We start from the raw sequence: 19,257 nt of genomic DNA on the forward strand, positions 1-19,257 counted from the left end.
CTGCAAACCGATATTTCGGGGTAAACCGAACAAAGACTTTGAATTTGTGGTTTGGAAGTTAAATTTTCCGTAGACTTTTCTACATAATGTGAAAAGCAGTGTAAAAACGTTGCAACGAAACGCCTCTGAATACAGGTTATTAGATTAAAATTTGCCGGATTAAAATACTCATCACTTCACTTTGGTTAGCAGTGGGTAACAGTGGACTCCAATCACCCACACTAGCGTAATTAATTACCTACAAATAGCGAATTGTACTGGTAACGGCTTGAGGCGAAACGATGAGCAAATGCTTAATCTTTTCCTTTTGGAGAAGTGGCTGTGTAGAAGATTGATTGAGGTTGAGTGTATCTATATCTGCACTCTGCAAGTATTGTGTGAACTGTGCCATCATTGTAATTATCTCCTTGTTAGAGGGGCTAGATGACGGCGATCGCTTTCTTCTTGACCGGATTGGGCGATCGCCTTTATCATGCTTAAGCAATAAAGTATACATTTATACTCATTAATCACTAAATCCATAATTTCTAACAAAAATTATGGATTTTTACAATAAAAATATTTTATAGTAAGGTTGATATTTTCAAGTTCAATAGTTTGTTTACATGAAAAAAGTTGAGGGTTTTAGTATTTCTAAAACCCTCGAAAATAAACCAACAAAGAATTTATTTATAAAAAAGGACTAAAGTCCTTACTACGAACGGTTTATTTACACTTCACAACTTAACTCACCGGCTTTTTGAGTAAAGCGGCGGTTTTCTCTGTAGTCTACAGGGCAATCAATGACAGCCGGTACATCTTGGGCTAAGGCTTCTTTCAACACAGGAATTAAGTCTAAAGTTGATTCGACTCGATAACCTTTCAAACCCATACTTTCAGCTAATTTGACAAAATCGGGATTGCCAAAATGCACGAAAGATGATTGTCCTTTACCGAAATGATTTTCTTGTTTCCACTCAATTAAACCGTAGCCACCATCATTAAAAATTACCGTGACAAATGGTGTGCCAACACGCAATGCTGTTTCTAATTCTTGGCAATTCATCATAAAGCCACCATCGCCGGTTGCGGCTACAACTTTGCGATTAGGATAGACAAGTTTGGCGGCTAAAGCACCAGGAATGGCAATTCCCATAGCAGCGAAGCCATTAGAAATTAAACAAGTATTGGGACTATGACAATGATAATGACGGGCAATCCACATTTTATGCGCGCCTACGTCGGAAATGACGATATCATCTGGCCCCATGACTTGGCGTAAGTCATAAATTAATTTTTGCGGTTTGATGGGATAGCCTTCATCATTGGCATATTGTTCATAATCTTCGCGGATTTCTGCGCGTAAACTAATAGCATAGGGGTTGGGTTTGCCGTGTCGATCTGCTACTTTTAAAATCTCCATCAAAGAATCAGAAATATCTCCAACTACTTCTACTTTGGGAATATAACTGCTATCAATTTCCGCAGAACTGGCACCGATATGAACAATGGGAATTTTGCCTTCGGGATTCCATTTTTTCGGTGAAAATTCAATTAAGTCATAACCAATAGCAATGACTAAATCTGTATTATCAAAACCACAAGTAATAAAATCTCGTTGTTGTAATCCTACTGACCAGAGTGCTAAAGGATGAGTATAAGGAATAACACCTTTACCCATAAATGTATTAGCCACAGGAATATTCATTTGGGTAGCAAATTGCGTCACCGCATCGCTAGCTTGGGCGCGAATTGCCCCATTGCCGACTAAAATTAAGGGGTTAACTGCTTGAGAAATGGCGGCGGCGGCGGCGCGAATACTGGCAAAAGAGGCGAAAGTTTTTTCGATATTATCTTTATGTAATGGTTTGCCCTCTACGGGCATAGCGGCAATATTTTCTGGTAAATCTATATGCACTGCACCTGGTTTTTCGGTTTGCGATCGCTTGAAGGCTTTTCGCACTACTTCTGGTGTAATACTCGGTCTAACTATCTGTTTATTCCACTTAGTTACGGGGGCAAACATTGCCACTAAATCTAAATATTGGTGGGATTCAATGTGCATTCTATCTGTTCCCACCTGTCCGGTAATTGCCACTAATGGCGCACCGTCTAGGTTAGCATCTGCGACACCAGTCATTAGATTGGTTGCCCCAGGGCCAAGGGTAGAAAGACACACACCAGCTTTTCCTGTCAGTCGTCCGTAGACATCAGCCATGAAAGCTGCACCCTGTTCATGACGGGTAGTAATAAACTTAATAGATGAATGTTTAATCGCTTCTAATACGTGTAAATTCTCCTCGCCAGGAAGACCAAAAACATATTCGACACCTTCGTTTTCTAAACATTTGACCAATAATTCTGCCGTATTCATTTTCCATTCCTCATAATATTGGGGATTGGGAACTGGGGACTGGGGACTGGGGAAAAAATTACACCCAGTCCCTAATACCTAATACCCAATCCCTATTTAACCCAAACAGTTTTAACATTGACGAATTCGTGTATGCCTTGAATGCTGAGTTCTCGTCCATACCCAGAACGTTTAATGCCACCAAATGGTAGCCGGGGGTCGGATTTAACTAAGCCGTTAATAAATACTGCGCCTGCTTCGATTTCTGTAATTAAGCGATCGCGTTCTTGGTGATTATTTGTCCAAGCACTCGCACCTAAGCCGAAGGGTGTAGCATTTGCTAGTTTAATCGCAGCATCTATATTTGGCACACGAAATAATAAAGCTACCGGGCCAAAAAATTCTTCTTGGGCAATTTGTGAGTCAGCAGGGATATCTATGATAATTGTTGGTGGATAAAAGTTGCCAGGAATATCTAAAGGATGTCCACCTGTTAAGATTTTTCCCCCACTTTGAACGGCAGTTTTGACTTGTTGGTCTAAATCTTGGAGAATTCCAGGTGTGGCTAAAGGGCCTAAATCAGTGTCGGGAAGCATGGGGTCGCCGACTTTCAAGGCTGTGAATTTTTCTAACAGCAACTGCTCAAATTGATCGGCGATCGCTTCTGCTACAATAAAGCGTTTTGCAGCAATACAAGATTGACCAGTATTTAACATTCTGGCTTGTGTGGCGGTGGCTGCGGCTAGGGGTAAATCAGCACTTTCTAGTACAATAAATGGGTCACTTCCCCCTAATTCCAACACGGTTTTTTTAATTTGTGTTCCCGCCGCCGCCGCTAGGGATGCGCCAGCAGGTTCACTACCGGTTAAGGTAGCAGCTTTTACCCTTTCATCTGCCATTAAATCGGCAACTTGTGCCGCACCGATTAATAAAGTTTGAAATGCACCTCCAGGAAAACCAGCCCGTTTGATAATATCTTCAATTGCTAAAGCGCACTGCGGAACATTAGAGGCGTGTTTGAGTAAGCCGACATTTCCCGCCATCAGTGCAGGTGCAGCAAATCTAAACACCTGCCAAAAAGGAAAATTCCACGGCATCACAGCGAGAATGATTCCCAAAGGTTGATAGCGCACAAAACTGTGGCTAGCATCAGTTTTTACCGACACATCAGCCAAGAAATCGGCAGCATTTTCAGCGTAGTAACGACACACAGCAGCGCATTTTTCCACTTCTGCGATCGCAGCTTTGTAAGGCTTACCCATTTCAATAGTCATGAGTTTAGCGAAATCAGCCTTATCTTGCTCTAAAATTGACGCAGCTGTATTTAACCACTGCGATCGCTCTTTAAAACTTGTGTTGCGGTAATTTTCAAAAGTCTGTTGTGCCGAATTTAATTTAGCAGCAATTTCTGTATCGTTGAGTGGCTCAAAGGTTTTGAGCGTTTCCCCAGTGGCGGGATTGATAGTGGCGATCGCCATTCCCTGACCTCCCGTTTCAATATAGCTTGAGGTAGCTTCTTAGTGTTACACATATTTTTCGGGGTAGCTACCACCTAAATTGTATTCTTTGAGAAACTGCTTAATTGTTCTAACTTAAAATCTCTCAATTAAACTTGAATTATTTTATACTTGCTACTAATTATTAATACTGCTCATGCAAAACCTATTTTATTATGTCAATAGATATAGAGTTTGTAGTGAGGGCTTTGGCCCTTATTTTGAGAACTAAAGTCCTCACTACAAACAAAAAATTTTTATTCTATTCTCTCTAAATTTGCAATAGGAATATTTTCTCGACTAGTAGAGTGAGCCTGTTCCACTAATCTAATCTCTCTTTCTAAAAAGTAATTCAACAGAGTTCTTAACAACACAATTGCGGCCAGATTTAATAAATCTTGGCGTGTAGGTGCAACTGCTGTTCGCAAGATATCACTAGCAACAGTAAATTCTAAACCTAATGCCAATGATCTACCTAATTGCAGACGCACCACTTCTGTAGAATCAAAATGTTGCCGAGAACGAGCAAATATTTGCCGAAAATAATATATAGTTCCTCGAATCACCGCTAATCCAATTACTAAAGCAGCAGCGATTTCTGCTGTTGCTGCTAAATAACCAACAAGCAGCTTAAGCCATGATTCCAAGGGAATTCTAGAAACTTTCGTGGTCTCAATCTTACCAACATTGATATTTAAAATTAGTACCAACCCAAAAATTAATGCCAGAGGTAGCAGTAGATTTACTAGAGACTCAAGCAATGATTCTTTTTTCATGATGATTATCTATCGGAATCCGCTTTGACCCACCGAATTTTAGATTTTGGATTTTGGATTTTGGATTGAAAGCCTAGATTCTTAGCCTATTCCAGAATTTTGAAACAATACGAAATGTCACAATTCAATATAATAAGTCAAGCATCCAGACAGATGAAAATTATAAATTAGCAGCAGCTAATGACTATTGACTAAGGATGAATAATTGTTGGCATTTGATGTAACCTTGTTTGATAGACCTTCACCAATCTATCAATACCTTTAAAGCGATAATCTCCCATTTCTTCAAAGTCTTCAGGTTTGGAAATTAGCTGATAAGTTGCTTCACTAATTACGCACTCACTAGGAGGACAAACACCTTCCATTCTGGCTGCTAAATTAATCGTAGCTCCTAATGCTGTATATTCTACCCGTTGAGAACTGCCCACATCCCCTACAACCGCTTTACCACTATTAATGGCAATGCGTAATTGTAAGGGTTCATGCCAGAAACCATTAGCATTGAGATGTTCTAGACGAGTTAACATACCCTGGGCGGCTGACGTGGCGCGATCGGCGTGGTCGGCTTGGGGTTCGGGTGCGCCGAAAAAGGCCATGATACAATCACCGATATATTTATCTAAAGTACCGCCACAGGCGAACACTTCCTGTAGCATTTCTTCAAATAACTTATTTAATAATTCAGCGATCGCAGTTGGTTTTAATCTCTCAGAAATAGCAGTAAATCCTACTAAATCTGCAAATAAAATACTAATTTCACTTTCTGCTGGAGGTAAGCGTCCATCTGGTAAGCCACCTACGGCAATTAATTGCTGCACAACCGCCGGTGAATGATAACGTTCTAAGCGATGACGGATCACTTCTTCGGTTTTTAATTTTTCTGCTAGTAACCAACGCTGTACACTTGATGCCACAAGATTAGCTAAAGCAGAAAAAAAGCTCAGTTCTTCTTCTCCATCTTGTTCCCAATGATAGGAAGATAAATGAGCATCAGCATAAAGTACCCCCACTACTTTATTTTCATCCCATAAAGGTACAGCCATAGCACTACGAATACCTTTGAGTAAAATGCTATGTTCACCAGAAAATCTTTCATCTTTTTGCGTATCAGCAGTTTGAATTACAACTTTTTCTTCAAAGACTTTTTGGCAAATACTACGACTAATCCAACTCGCATTTGCTAAGAGATATTCTTGCTGAGTTTGGTCTCTACTACCCGCATTCACTAACTCTAAATGCCCATCACTTTTAACATCAATTAATAAAGCCAAACGGTCAATACTATTGAGGTAACGAAATACAACTTGTTGTACTTGAGAGAAAATTTCTTCTATGGATGCAGCCGCACAAAGATTTTTAGCTATATCTACTAAGTCTTTGAGACGGGCAATAGTTTTGTTTTTGTCCCCAATATCACCATCATTACTGTTAGCTTCTATCCATTGTTGTTGTAGTTGTTTGGCGTTCCGCAAAATGGTTCTTTGATCAGAAGCTTCATAAAAAGTTACGGCTTTAATTGGTGGTGGTGGTAGGGGGTTGTGAACCAGTACCATCAAGCTAACATTTCCCAGCCAAATGACATCACCATGATTTAAATTTTGAGATGTTTTGACAATAGTTTGATTTACCTGTGTGCCGTTTTTACTGCCTAGATCCTCAATTACCCATGTACCATTCGCTTGTTTGACAATTTGGGCATGCTTGCGGGAAACTCCACCTGCCGGTAAGTATAAATTACACTCTGGCAACCGACCTATTGTGAATACGTCTCGATTCACGGTGACAGTGGTTTCTGTATCTCCCTGTTGTAAGCGTAAAGTCAATTCAGTCATGAGTTTGATGTATCTATTTTGGGGCTGGGAATGCAAACATCTTGAGTTTGCACAATATTGATGAACTTTTTATCATTTCTTTATGGCATTGTTCACAGCGAACGACAACTATTAGTATAAAAAGACACGTAATATCTTTGGCTAAGAGTCAATAGTTATGGGCTATTGAACATGGGATTTTCTTATGCTGGTGTTTGTCAGCTTCAAGAACAAACAATTCCGAAAACTTGCACTGGTGTCATGAAGATACATATATCCTGATCATGAGTTTCCCAGCGATGAAATTATTCAAGGAAAGCATCCAACCTTGGCAAATTATACCTGGAATGGCTTCGACAAATCCCGAAAAATCCTCCCCAAAACACGTACTCTCACCACTAGAACAGCAAGTAGTGGAAGAAACTAACAAAGTACGCATTAACCCCCAAGCATATCTGCCGATTCTAGAAAATTATCGTCGGCAATTTCAGGGAAAAAAAGTCAAGTTAGCTGATCATGTTTATTTGCAAACCCAAGAAGGGGTAAAAGCAGTAGATGAAGCGATCGCTTTTCTGAAGTCTGCAAAACCAGTAGGATCATTAATCGTATCTGAAGGTTTATCTTTAGCTGCTAGGGATCACGTCAAAGACCAAGGCGCGAAAGGTATTGTTGGTCATCATGGTAGCGATGCTAGTGATCCTTTTATACGGATGAATCGTTATGGTACTTGGCAAGTGACAGCCGCAGAAAACATTAGTTATGGTTCTCACACTGCCCAAGATATTGTGATGCAATTAATTATTGATGATGGTGTGCGATCGCGCGGTCATCGCACCAATATTTTTAACCCAGCTTTTCAGGTGACAGGAGTAGCTTTCGGGATTCACGCCACATACAGACAAATGTGTGTTATTACTTACGCTGGGGGCTATCAGCCAAAGTAAGGCAAAAGGCAAAAGGTAAAAATTTTTGAATTTTAGATTGATATATGGTTGTAAACCTCAACGTTGATATTCAAGGTCAGGGATTTCCGATTTTATGCTTACATGGACACCCTGGCAGTGGTCGGAGTATGGCAGTATTTACCAATCATTTATCAAAACGTTACCAAACTGTCGCCCCAGATTTGCGTGGATACGGAAAAAGTCGCTTTCAGGGCAATTTTGCCATGACAGACCACCTAACGGACTTAGAAGCTCTGCTAGACCGCTTACAGATGGGAAATTGCTTGATATTGGGATGGTCTTTAGGTGGGATTTTAGCGATGGAGTTGGCTTTGCGTCTCCCACAACGTGTTACAGGGTTAATTTTAGTCGCTACAGCTGCTAGACCCCGTGGTAATCATCCGCCAATTACATGGCAAGACAATCTTTACACGGGTATGGCCGCACTGTTGAATTATGTTAAACCTGGTTGGCAGTGGAATATTGAGACTTTTGGTAAGCGATCACTATTCCGCTACCTCATTCAACAACATACACACACCGCTTATAATTACATTGCTCAAGCAGCTGTACCCGCTTATTTACAAACTTCCGCAGCTGCTACTCGCGCCCTTTACAGTGCCATAGCTTTAGGATATAACCGTCTGGAAGAACTCCAGCAAATTCACTGTCCAAGTCTGGTCATTGCCGCTTCTCAAGACCGCCACATTACAGCTGAGTCCAGTTTAGAAACGGCTCAACACCTCAAATACAGCCAATGGCTTTGCTATCCGAATGCGGCTCATCTTTTCCCGTGGGAAGTACCCCACCAGTTACTCAGTGATATTGACACCTGGATAACAAATCATCCGCAAGTAGTTGATAGTCTATAGTCCCAGGTTAATAGTCCAAAATTCAAAGCAATAGTCATCGACTATTGACTATTGACTATTAACTATTGACCATTGACTCACGCCTAAATTAAATTTGACCGCTAAAGACAGGCGTTACTTTGCGGTCAATCCGTTCCCCCAGGTCGTCTGCAATGGTCAAATTGTCTGGTTTACATTTCTTGACGTTTACCACTATCCCTTGCGCGCCTTCTGCTTCTAAGTCTTCTACATAGCCTTTAGTTGCTAGTTTGGCTTCGGTGGAATTGAGAAAAGGCCCGAAGTAGTAGGTGCAACGGGGATTTTGAGTTTCAATTTCTACCCACCAAGCCAAGCCAAGTGCGTTGTATGTGTTAATTACACTTTCCTTCAGGTTATGCCAAATTGTTGTCATGGTTGCCGCCAATTTATCAACGTGGTACTGAATTTTAAACGTCTGATGTGTTTATGTATTCTATTTACATTTCTTTATACTCTTTTACTCATAATTTTTAAAGAGGTTTTGGTAATTTATCTAGGTATAAAGTGTTAACGGCGCGTTGACGAAAAATCTCGTATAGTGCCATACCTGAAGCTACGGAAGCGTTTAAGCTAGGTGTTTTACCTAAAAGGGGAATTGATACCAACACATCACAAGATCGTTGTGTCAACATACTCAGACCTTCGCCTTCCGAACCAATGACTAAGACGATGGGGCCACGGAAGCTGACTGTGTGCAGGGGTTCGCTAGCATCCGCCGCAGTTCCATAAATCCAAAAACCGGCTTCTTTCAATTCTTCTAAGGCACGGCTGAGGTTGGTGACTCTAGCGACGGGAAAGTTTTCTAAGGCACCGGCTGCAACTTTGACCACAGTAGAGGTAATTCCAGAAGCTCTTCTTTGGGGAATAATCAGACCTTGCGCGCCTACAGCTTCAGCTGTCCGAATAATTGCACCCAGGTTATGGGGATCTGTGATCCCATCGGCTACAACAATCACGGGATCGTTGACTGTTTTTGCCTGTGCGATCAATTCGTGTAGTTCAATGTATGAGTAGGGTGCGATTTGTGCTGCTATGCCTTGGTGGTTAGCTTGATATGTAATTTGATCTAGACGTTTCGGGTCTACTTCATCAATGACTGTACCGTTTTCTTTAGCTTGGAGAATGAGATTATGAAACCGGGGATCATAACGCAAACGAGATGTTACCCAAATACGATTGAGTTCTCGTTGATTTTCTAGAGCTGTTAAGACTGGATGACGACCGTAGATAATGTCGCTGTCTTCTGTTGTGGATTTGGGAGCAACTGTAGGAGGGGTAAATTGACGACGGGGGTGTGATGAGTGGGAATTACTCTCCCCTTTGTGGGGATGGCGCGGTGAAGTCGTGATTACACGCTTACCTTTGAGTTTTAACACTGACCCGCGATTAGGTTCGCTATTGGTCTTGATTTTTTTAGGTTTACTGTTCATAGGAGTTTTAGGTACAAAGCATGAGTAAACGTGCCGATTCTCGTCTTGACTGAACCATTACTGACTGATTTTCCGATCTTGGAGATTAAAATAATGATTTATTTCTCTGGATGGATTTTTTGCAATAGTTCGGTTAAACGTGGCAAATCGGTGAGATATAAGTAGCCAATTAAAGTCTCTAGACTTGTTGCTTGTTGATATATTTCAGGATTAACTCTTTTAGGTCTTCCTGTGGCGGCGTTACGGCCTCGCCGGACAATATCTAATTCAGTTGTTGTCAAGTAAGGAGTTAGCGATCGCAAATGTAGCGCTTGTGTTTCTGCTCTTACCTGCGCTACTACCAGTCTATGATAAGCATCTTGCCGTTGTAGTGGTAGCAGGTAATACATTCTAGCATAAAGCTCATAGATTGCATCCCCTAAATATGCTAGAGCAGAGGGTGAGATTTGCTGTATTTGTCCCTGAGAAATTTGTTGTGTGAACTGTGCTGTGTGTGCTAAGAGTGAGTCAGTCCAAGATGTATCTATTGGGGGATGTTCATCTTTACCATCTAATAACTCTTCCTCCTTTGACTTCACAACTTAAATATTCCTTAGCTGATTGAATTTATATAGTATTTGTCTTGTAAAAATTCTCAAATCGGTTCTATTCTCTCACAACGGTGCTGTATTTATAGACTGATTATGTAGAAAACTATCAGGATTATTTGACAATTTTATCGCTATTTTTATACAGAATAAAAGTTTTCTCTTTCTGATTACATATTTCTAAATCTGCTGGCTTTTCCCTCTCCCATTGGGAGGGGGAAAAGCCAGAGTATCGTAAAATTAAGCTATCCCATACATTGTTCGGAATAGCTTAATTAATTATTCGGCCAAGCGATCAAGACTGCTTGATGTTGTCTAGAGCTGCTTCAACAGAGGTTTGCAGCGAGAGAAACTTCTCTAAGCGCACAAGCTTGACCGTTTGAGTTACACGGGCGTTAGTGACGATTTGCAAAGTTCCTTCGCCGTTTTGAGCTTGCTTGGCTAGCTGTACCAAAGCACCCAAACCAGAACTATCGACAAAATCAATTTGTGAAAGATCCAGAATGATGTGCTTTGGGCCTTCTTCAATTTTATTGCCTAGAACTTTGCGAAATGTCGGTTCAGAAAAGGCATCTAACAAACCTGTGAGGCGGAATAGCTGATAATTATCCCGTGCTTCACGAGTACCTCTCAGGCTGACGGTTAGATTTAGTGGTTCAGCAATAATTCCCTCCTCATGGTTAAAGTAAACGCTCAAGTATAGATGGTTTTTAGGCTTGTTGTCTATAGCCTGTTGGGGTATGAAAGGCAAAAGGCAAAAGGCAAAAATAAAAAGAGAATTCTTTTACCTTTTTACTTTTTACTTTTTACTTTTTACTTCTCTAGTCCTTTTTTAACTCACTTGAGCTGTAGTTGCTTGTCGTGCTGTTCGCATAGCTTGGACGAACTGCTCAAACAAGTAATCAGCGTCATGAGGGCCTGGACTAGCTTCTGGGTGGTACTGCACTGAGAAGATGGGCAAGGATTTGTGCTTTAATCCTGCAACAGTGCGATCGTTTAAGTTGAGGTGACTCACTTCCACAACTGCTTGCGGTAAGGAATCAGGATCAATCGCAAAGCTGTGGTTTTGGCTGGTAATCTCTATCCTTTGTGTCAACCCCGCAGGTTGGTTTAAACCCCGATGGCCGAATTTTAGCTTAAAGGTTTCTGCTCCCAAGGCATGACCCAAGATTTGGTGTCCCATACAAATACCAAAAATTGGTTTTTGACTTTGCAGCAAGGTTTTAGCTGTGGCTATACCTTCGGCAACTGCGGCTGGATCGCCAGGCCCGTTGGAAAGGAAGATACCATCTGGATTGTATTGAAGAATTTCTGCGGCTGGTGTATCGGCAGGTACAACAATCACGCGACAACCATAACTAGCCAAGCGGCGGAGAATATTGCGTTTCACACCAAAATCTAGGGCGACAACTGTCAAAGATTCTTGTTGATTGCTGGTTGTGGCTGGCTTAAATTCCCAAGCCGGGATTGTGGGATCTGACCATTCATACACTTGGCGCGTCGTCACTTCTCGGACGAGATTTAACCCTGCCATGTTGGGGGCTGCTTGTACCTGTTCTAATAATTCTGCTTCATCTAAGATTTCTGTAGAAATACCACCATTCATTGCGCCATACATCCGAATTTTGCGGGTGAGGGCGCGGGTGTCTATGCCATAGATCCCTGGAATTTGGTGTTGTTGCAGGTAGTCTGGTAGGGATTGTGACGATCGCCAGTTACTCGGTTGATGACAAATATTGCGCGCGATCGCACCGCGTACCTGTGGCTTGGCTGATTCTTCGTCTTCTGGATTAACGCCAGTATTCCCCAATTCAGGATAGGTGAACACGACTATTTGACCGCAGTAACTGGGGTCAGTCAAGACTTCTTGATATCCAGTCATGCCAGTGTTAAACACGACTTCGCCGATGGTTGTTCCTGTCGCACCGAAAGACCAACCTCGGTAAGCAGTGCCATCTGCCAAAACTAGTAGAGCAGGAATTGTGTCAGACGGGGGCATATAAATTCAAAATTCAAAATTCAAAATTCAAAATCCACAAAGGGCAGGGGTTATGGGGCATGGGGTCAAGTTTTACTTGTTTTCCTCTGCTTTTTATCCCAACCTTGTTTTCTTCTAGTACCTAGTACAGCAGGGACTAAAAACATTGAGTTAGCTAGAAAGCTCACAAAATTAACATTCTTTCTCTGTTTTGTTTGCCTTTTTGTACTAGTCCCCAGTCTTTATCATATATACTGCGAGTGTTAATTATCCCATAAGTTGGTGAATTATGCGTTTCCCAAGAAATTAATTAAAAATTAAAATAGGGAAATAATGCGGAACTTTTGGGTTTTAAATTCTCCAATGGGGAATTAAATCTACAATGGGAATCGGTGGCAGGAGTCCTGGGACAGTTTCAATCAAGATTAAATTATGCTTCAGCCCTTTTTTTCTCGTGCGACGCTGATTTTTCTGTCTGGTGCGATCGCAGTTGCGAGTGCCGGTTGTACGACAAATCAACCAAAAACGTCTGTTTTGCGGAATCAGCAATCTGTGGTGACTGATGATCTGGCTACAGCCAAATCTCCGGCAGAACCTACGACTGCACCCAGCATCCCGACATCAACTAACCTGCCATCATCACCCCTAGAACCCAGTGCTTTTGAAATGGGACTAGATAAGGCAGCAGGTGCGACTAGTATTAGTCAATCGGCACAATCGCCGGATGATTGGTATTTGGTGGCGAGTCAGTATCATGATGCGATTACTTTGATGCGAAAGGTGGAACGGCAAAGTCCAGAGTTTGCGATCGCCCAAGCTAAAATCAATGAGTTTGAGGGGCAAATGAAGTATGCTATCCGCCAAGCTAATACGGCTGCTAAACCATCGCCTCGGTCTGTAGCGGTAGCTTCTCGCCCAGTTAAGGCGGCAAAGACTCGTCAGTCTGCACCTCCCATAGCAAATGCTACACCTGAATCTAAATTCACTATTCCTGTACCACCACCTGGAACAGAAGTATCCACAGAAACAACAGGTTTTCCGGTATCGGCTGCTATTACTCCAGAAAGGGTATACATTGCCCCCATTAGACGGCGGGTTGGTGGTACACCTGTGGTGAGTGTGACCTTCAATGGTCAGCAACAGTTTGACATGATTGTTGATACTGGGGCAAGTGGCACAGTGATTACTCAAGCAATGGCCAATGCTTTGGGAGTGATCCCAGTGGGGAAAGCCAAAGCTAACACCGCTAGTTCTAGGGCGGTAGAATTTCCGATTGGTTATTTGGACTCGATGACTTTGGGGGGTGTGACAGTGAATCGTGTACCGGTGGCGATCGCTGGGACAGAATTAGAAACGGGTTTATTGGGACATGATTTTTTTGGTAATTACGATGTCACCATTAAACGCAACGTGGTAGAGTTCCGCCCGCAATCGCACTCAGATGCTAGTTCTGGAGGAATTGAACTAAATGTTCCAGCTTTGTCCAGGCAGTACCAGTCTGTAGAATCTCCTTAGCCGCTTTCACACCTTGGGTATGGTCTAATAAGGGAATCGCACCCGCTACCTGTAGTGCTAAGGACGCATTGAGGGCTACAGCGTCTTGTTGTGCCTGAGTGCCTTTGCCTTGTAGCACTGCTTTTAAAATGACGGCGTTTTCTTGCACATCGCCACCTTTGAGGGCTGTAATTGGTGCAGGCGTTACGCCAACTTCTTGAGGATTAATGGTAGTTAGCTTAACTTCACCATCCGATAACACTGCTAAATCCGTTAAATCACCTAAACCCGCTTCATCTAATCTTTCCCTGCCGTGGAGAACAATCGCCTTTTCCTTGCCTAAATTTTGTAAAGCTTGGGCAACGGTTTCTAAAAGTTTGGGTGTAAATAAACCTACTACTTGCCCAGTGGGACGCAAGGGATTTACTAAGGGGCCAAGTAAATTAAACACTGTGCGAATTCTTAAAGTCCGGCGTAATTGTGCCACAGCTTTCAATGCGGGATGCCAACCAGGGGCAAATAAAAAGGTGATCCCGACTTCTTGTAGTGCAGCTTGGACTTTTTCACTAGGCGCGTTTAAATTCACGCCCAACGCCTCTAAAACATCAGCACTGCCTGTTAAACTCGATGCTGAACGATTACCATGTTTGGCAACAGGTACATCATAAGCCGCCACCACAAAAGCCACGGCTGTAGAAATGTTGAAAGTGGAAGAACCATCACCACCAGTTCCGCAAGTATCTATTACAGTGCTGAGTGCTGGGTGCTGAGTGCTGAGTGTGGAAGCGTTCCCAGTCCCCATTTTCGACTGCGATTGTAGAACTTCAGCCATACCTGTGAGTTCTTCGGCGGAAACACCCTTAAAGTTGAGTGCAGTTAAGATTGCACCGGATAATTCTGGAGGGATGGCTTCACTCAGCCAACCTTGCATTAATTCTGCGGCTTGAGTGCGACTGAGGGATTGACCATCAATTAGCTGTTGTAAGAGAAGATAGGGTTCTAGGGAGGCGGTGGTAGCAGCAGAAGTTGTCATAATTAGAGTGATAACTGTTACAGATAATTACAAGAATTGTGTATGGCAGTTATCCTATCGAAAAATTGCACCCTCTCAAAAGTTAAATCAAAATATCAAGCTGCAACTGCAAAGCAGAATGAGTCTTGTTATCTTTATCTATTTTTTTCTCAGCATTACATTTAAATTTGTAGTTAGTAATGAATAACTCTTTACCTTTTGCTGCTTTTCCTTGCTTATAGTTATTCATGCCATATTGTAATTCCCATTCGTAGATATGAGCATATTTAAGGTTTTCCCTAATTTGCGGTGAATCATCGTAAGTAATTAGCCATTGATGATGGCATTGTTTTAATATTTCAGCAAATCTTTGATGGTCGAAAGATGTATGTAAATCGCCATCTTTTCCATATAATTTGGATTTTGTAGCACTGAAATATGGTGGATCTAAAAATAAAAATACATTATCACCTTTGGCTTTTACAAGTTCACTGTAGTCCAAATTAGTTATTTGAATATCCCCATCTAAAATAGTTTCTAGTTTCTCTAATCTTTCTATAGAAGAATATGTAAATCTTTTATGAAAAGCTTCCTGGGAAAATCCTCCTGATTCTACTGTGCCAGAAAATGTAATTCGATTGAGTACAAAAAAGCGAACTGCTCTTTCTAAATCAGATAGGCTCTTAACATCCACATTAGTTAATTCTGTAAATAGTAATTTACCATCGGTATATTTATCTTTAATTTGCTGTATTTCTTTAACTAACTGCACTAGCTCAGATTGAGCGATTTTCCAAAATAAAAATAACTCTTGATTTAAATCATTAATCCAAAATTTTAGATGAGGAAACTTTTGCTTAAGATAAATAAAGACTGAACCACCGCCTATAAATGGTTCACGAAATTCAGTAAAACTTTCTGGTAGATATTCAACTATTTGATTGATGGCTTTTGATTTACCGCCAGGATAGCGGAGAGGGCTTTTGAGCATTGGTAATATTTTGTGGTTAAGAGTTACTAGTTATTTCTATCTTTAACTTATGGTTATTTTCAGCCTCCAAAAATAGTCTTTTAATTATTTCCTTTTGTTTGTGGCTGAAAATTTTATTGTTGAGCTTGATAAAAGCTTCCAATTCTTGATTTGAAGCATCTGGAAATATTATAGAGCCTATAATATTTTTACCAGTTAACTTTAATTTTGCAATAAATGATACTGACACACCATTACAAATTAAAGAATCCAAATTAGAAAATAGAATTAATTTGAACAAACCATCTTGAATATCAGGTAACTTGGGTAAAGATGATGTTGAGGAGTTTTTTGACTCTTGTATGATGTATATATTATCTTCAAATAATATTTCATCTGGAGTCAAATAATAAGTCCCTCCCAGATAGTTCTCAATGCTAAAAGTTGCTTTTAATCCATCTACTAAATGTTCAAGTTTATGAGAAGTCATTAACTCTCTTTGACTAGCAAGCTGTGATTTTCTCAGGGAAATATTTTTAAATTCTTCAAATTCATTAATTATTCTTGTTAAATATTTGTCCAATCCAAGACGTGAATGAACGTTAACGTGAGTGCTATTAGAAATAGAATCATAAGAATCTAAAGCTTTTTCAAAAATAGCTGCAAACCTTTCTTCAAATAAATATTTATTCCAGTGTAAAGCACTTTGTTTATACGCTAATATCTCATTGATTTGAGAGTTAACTAGTTCGGAATCAAATTGTTGTCTACTGAGTTTGTCTCGATGTGACTGATTTTTCTTGTTACTCCTCTCTGCTGTTTTATAGTAAGCAAGCACGATGTAAATATTTAACAAATTCATCCAAGATATCGTAGAATATTGAATAATATCTCTATCCCCATCTTTACCCTCATCTTTGATAACAGGAATAATTGTTATTACTTTAGATGAAATATATGTATTATAAATTCTTGCAAGAGGGTAACTTCGTGTTCTCTTTGGTGATACCCATTTTGAATAAGCAATTTCTGTGGTCTGTGTCTTGATTAATCCATAACTACTTGCTTGATTGATATCAAATACATCTAAACTAAATTCTTTTAAAGTTTCATGCAAGTATGTTTTATATATGACACCCTTAATAAACCCAGTAAAATTAAGATATTCTAGCATTCCTTTAAGCAGTTATTGACCATCATAAAATACTAATCGATATTAGCTATTAAATTATAAATATGCACGACAATCATAAAATAGTTATTATCACGGTAGAATTGAGTGAGTGAATAACACGATTTTATAATAAGCTAAAATAGGTCGGCTTTTGCTGTAGATTTTATTTAATTAAGTGAATTAGAGTAGTTAACCTATCATATTTATGTCTCGTTCTGCTCCCTATCAACCATTATTGTTGCGAATTCTGCATGGTGTGAGTGGTATTTTAGCGATCGCCGCCATCATTACCGGATTTTTAGTTTACAATACTTTCGATGGCAGATTCGGTAAAATCCTCATCCCCCGCATCAGTACCATTATCGATATTCACGGGACTTTTGCAGTTTTTTTCTTGATTGTGTTTCCAGCGATCGCGCTGTATAGTTTTCATGCAGGAAACAAACGACTGTTGCAAGGGGATTCTTTCCAAAACTTAAGTCAGGTTGGTAGACCGATTTGGTGGGTGAGTTTGCAAAGAATTGCTAATACTCTAATGTTGCTAGCCTCTGTTTTCGCCTTAATTTCCGGCAGAATGATGAAAGAAGAATGGCTACCAACAGGAGAGTTAAATCACGTTTGGTATTATTTGCATTTGTCAGCTTGGGTGGTGATGGTTGTCTGTTTGGCTATTCATCTTTTGATGTCTAGCAAGGTGGGTGGTGTACCTTTATTAGTTTCGATGTTTGTGTTCAAGGTGCGTCCTGAAGATAAGCCTAGTCGTTGGTGGGATGATTTGCGCGCTTGGTGGGGAAATTTATCAGCTAACTTTGGCGTAGGCAATAATTTGCTTTTGCGAGTTTTAGAGATAATTGTATTAGTGGGAATTTTGATGGCGTTTGTTTTACCTTTGGTGGCTGGGGGTTGATAGTATTTTTTAACTCACATCTTGCACCTGGAAATCTGGATGTCAAAACCATGACTACGTGCAAGGGGAGTTAGGCGTTCAATGTGAAGTAAAAGAAGATACACAACCATTTGTGGAAAAATAGACTCAAGGGCAGTTTGTGCAGCCTGACCCCAATCAGGTGGCGATGGGGACTGAAAATGCAGATAAGTCCAATGAGCAATCAGGTATGCAGCTAGAGAAAGAATTAGCCAGCGATACATCCCCTTGAGAGTTCCTTGCCCAAAACGGTGCAAGCCAAAACGATGCTTTGCGGTTTTAAACCACCCCTCAATCTGCCAACGACGCTTACCCCACCACTTAAGAGTAGAAGCTTTCATGGGACGGGTAGACAAAACAAATCGTTTTTCTAGCTTGCCGTTATCACGCTTTAAGTAATACCACGAAACAGTAACAGGGAACTTTAAACCAAACAGATAAACCTGTTGCCCCTGCTTATGTAAACGTCTGATAAGTCTGCCATCGGCTAACTTACGACTGATAGATACACCTGTAACAGCATGATATTTAAGCTGACGTACACCCTCAAGAAACTCTACACTACCAAAAGCAGTATCTGCTAAAATAATAGTCTGAAATTGTTGAGTTAAAGATTGAGGTAAACGTTTCACAAGTTTCAATCCAAGCTGTGCTGGGGATGGCGTTCCCTTACCCCTCCAAACACGAAAATTCCAAGGAATACGCCATCTTCCTATAACTAAATAAACGACAACTATATGTAAACCACGCTTGCCGTTGTAAACTCTAATTAAGTCCCCAAATTCTGAGAACTTTCCCCGCTTTTCTAACGTTGTTAAGTCAATAATGACTTGTAAAAAAGGTTTCCTTCCTGGAGTTGATGACGATAATATCTTTAAAACTGCTTCTAATGCGTGGTGACGGATTACTTTAATCATTTTCCTTGTTGACCAAGGGTTTATGTTTAAGAATCTGCTGATTGCGCTTGAAGATTTTGTCTGACTGTGTTCGGGTAACGGGTGTCCTTGTGCCTCTAAAAATAAAGTCAGCATCGCTTCTAAATTATCTTTCTGATACTGCGTCGGCATCAATTCTTTGAGGGTGTAAACTAGGTTTTGGGCGTGGGCAAGCATTTTTCTTGCTTTTTATCGAATCTACATTTCACGCCTTTTCTCTCATGTTTTAAGCTTCAAAAGCAACCCTGACGATTTCATGTTGGTCATCTCCTTGCTTATGACGCTCAAAGCATCATCCCAGCATTTTGTTATCTCTGCGGTTAAATACGTAAAAATGCTAGTTACTGAGTATATTTAGTTACAAAGGCATTTTCCTTATGCTTCTTCCGTTACTGTAATCTTTTGCGCTGTTTATTCACTTTTTATGTGTTTACACAGCTAGGTGCAAGATATGAGTTAAGGTACTTCCAATTTAAAAAATATACTATCGCTTTTTTGGCAAG

17 protein-coding genes and 2 pseudogenes are annotated in these 19,257 nt (G+C 40.6%); 4 read left to right on the plus strand and 15 right to left on the minus strand.

Annotation, left to right across the window (positions count from 1 at the left end; translation table 11 throughout):
- Positions 1–139 precede the first annotated feature (139 nt).
- The 6 genes and pseudogenes from CLI64_RS25185 to CLI64_RS25205 form a co-directional block, all read right to left on the minus strand.
- Positions 140–394, minus strand: a pseudogene (locus CLI64_RS25185) (hypothetical protein).
- Between the two features lie 5 nt (positions 395–399).
- Positions 400–522 carry a hypothetical protein gene (locus CLI64_RS32040; RefSeq protein WP_264082468.1) on the minus strand — a complete coding sequence of 41 codons (123 nt, stop codon included), beginning with the start codon at positions 520–522 and terminating at the stop codon, positions 400–402.
- A gap of 187 nt (positions 523–709) precedes the next feature.
- Positions 710–2,353, minus strand: a complete 1,644-nt coding sequence (locus tag CLI64_RS25190) for an acetolactate synthase large subunit (RefSeq protein ID WP_103139794.1) — start codon at positions 2,351–2,353, stop codon at positions 710–712.
- A 92-nt stretch (positions 2,354–2,445) separates the two neighbouring features.
- Complete coding sequence (locus tag CLI64_RS25195; RefSeq protein WP_103139795.1) at positions 2,446–3,810, minus strand: NAD-dependent succinate-semialdehyde dehydrogenase; 1,365 nt, start codon at positions 3,808–3,810, stop codon at positions 2,446–2,448.
- A 275-nt stretch (positions 3,811–4,085) separates the two neighbouring features.
- A complete protein-coding gene (locus CLI64_RS25200; protein WP_103139796.1) occupies positions 4,086–4,604 on the minus strand; it encodes a DUF1622 domain-containing protein in 519 nt (172 codons plus the stop codon).
- A 191-nt stretch (positions 4,605–4,795) separates the two neighbouring features.
- The gene (locus CLI64_RS25205) at positions 4,796–6,436 is read right to left on the minus strand and encodes an adenylate/guanylate cyclase domain-containing protein (protein WP_103139797.1); all 1,641 of its coding nucleotides are present in this window, start codon (positions 6,434–6,436) and stop codon (positions 4,796–4,798) included.
- Between the two features lie 326 nt (positions 6,437–6,762).
- Here CLI64_RS25205 and CLI64_RS25210 point away from each other — a divergent pair, with 326 nt between their 5' ends.
- Both CLI64_RS25210 and CLI64_RS25215 read left to right on the plus strand, forming a co-directional pair.
- Positions 6,763–7,359: a CAP domain-containing protein gene (locus CLI64_RS25210; protein ID WP_225977626.1), complete on the plus strand. Its 597-nt coding sequence runs from the start codon at positions 6,763–6,765 to the stop codon at positions 7,357–7,359.
- 44 nt (positions 7,360–7,403) lie between these two features.
- Positions 7,404–8,231 (plus strand): alpha/beta fold hydrolase, encoded by an 828-nt coding sequence (locus tag CLI64_RS25215; RefSeq protein WP_103139798.1) that lies wholly within the window; start codon positions 7,404–7,406, stop codon positions 8,229–8,231.
- Positions 8,232–8,319: 88 nt separating this feature from the next.
- On the opposite strand, the gene CLI64_RS25220 is transcribed toward CLI64_RS25215, so the two are convergent.
- From CLI64_RS25220 to carA, 5 genes are all read right to left on the minus strand, one after another.
- The gene (locus CLI64_RS25220) at positions 8,320–8,622 is read right to left on the minus strand and encodes a DUF1816 domain-containing protein (protein WP_103139799.1); all 303 of its coding nucleotides are present in this window, start codon (positions 8,620–8,622) and stop codon (positions 8,320–8,322) included.
- 97 nt (positions 8,623–8,719) lie between these two features.
- On the minus strand, positions 8,720–9,679 hold the full coding sequence (gene rlmB / locus CLI64_RS25225; RefSeq protein WP_103139800.1) for a 23S rRNA (guanosine(2251)-2'-O)-methyltransferase RlmB: 960 nt from the start codon (positions 9,677–9,679) through the stop codon (positions 8,720–8,722).
- A 98-nt stretch (positions 9,680–9,777) separates the two neighbouring features.
- Positions 9,778–10,257 (minus strand): Mini-ribonuclease 3, encoded by a 480-nt coding sequence (locus CLI64_RS25230; RefSeq protein WP_103139801.1) that lies wholly within the window; start codon positions 10,255–10,257, stop codon positions 9,778–9,780.
- Between the two features lie 304 nt (positions 10,258–10,561).
- A complete protein-coding gene (locus CLI64_RS25235; protein ID WP_103139802.1) occupies positions 10,562–10,963 on the minus strand; it encodes an STAS domain-containing protein in 402 nt (133 codons plus the stop codon).
- A 135-nt stretch (positions 10,964–11,098) separates the two neighbouring features.
- A complete protein-coding gene (carA, locus tag CLI64_RS25240) occupies positions 11,099–12,265 on the minus strand; it encodes a glutamine-hydrolyzing carbamoyl-phosphate synthase small subunit (protein WP_103139803.1) in 1,167 nt (388 codons plus the stop codon).
- 411 nt (positions 12,266–12,676) lie between these two features.
- Between carA and CLI64_RS25245 the strand changes: the two genes are divergently transcribed.
- The gene (locus tag CLI64_RS25245; RefSeq protein WP_103139804.1) at positions 12,677–13,759 is read left to right on the plus strand and encodes a TIGR02281 family clan AA aspartic protease; all 1,083 of its coding nucleotides are present in this window, start codon (positions 12,677–12,679) and stop codon (positions 13,757–13,759) included.
- On the opposite strand, the gene trpD is transcribed toward CLI64_RS25245, so the two are convergent.
- The 3 genes from trpD to CLI64_RS25260 form a co-directional block, all read right to left on the minus strand.
- Complete coding sequence (gene trpD / locus CLI64_RS25250) at positions 13,689–14,771, minus strand: anthranilate phosphoribosyltransferase (RefSeq protein WP_103139805.1); 1,083 nt, start codon at positions 14,769–14,771, stop codon at positions 13,689–13,691. The genes CLI64_RS25245 and trpD overlap by 71 nt on opposite strands.
- An 82-nt stretch (positions 14,772–14,853) precedes the next feature.
- Positions 14,854–15,741, minus strand: a complete 888-nt coding sequence (locus tag CLI64_RS25255) for a DNA adenine methylase (RefSeq protein ID WP_103139806.1) — start codon at positions 15,739–15,741, stop codon at positions 14,854–14,856.
- A gap of 16 nt (positions 15,742–15,757) precedes the next feature.
- Complete coding sequence (locus CLI64_RS25260) at positions 15,758–16,894, minus strand: hypothetical protein (RefSeq protein WP_103139807.1); 1,137 nt, start codon at positions 16,892–16,894, stop codon at positions 15,758–15,760.
- Between the two features lie 205 nt (positions 16,895–17,099).
- On the opposite strand from CLI64_RS25260, the gene CLI64_RS25265 reads away from it, so the two are divergent.
- A complete protein-coding gene (locus tag CLI64_RS25265) occupies positions 17,100–17,801 on the plus strand; it encodes a cytochrome b/b6 domain-containing protein (protein ID WP_103139808.1) in 702 nt (233 codons plus the stop codon).
- Between the two features lie 71 nt (positions 17,802–17,872).
- Here CLI64_RS25265 and CLI64_RS25270 read toward each other — a convergent pair.
- Positions 17,873–18,931 (minus strand): annotated as a pseudogene (locus tag CLI64_RS25270) (transposase); the annotation flags it as partial.
- Positions 18,932–19,257 lie beyond the last annotated feature (326 nt).

This window comes from Nostoc sp. CENA543, assembly GCF_002896875.1.
Taxonomy (GTDB): domain Bacteria; phylum Cyanobacteriota; class Cyanobacteriia; order Cyanobacteriales; family Nostocaceae; genus Trichormus.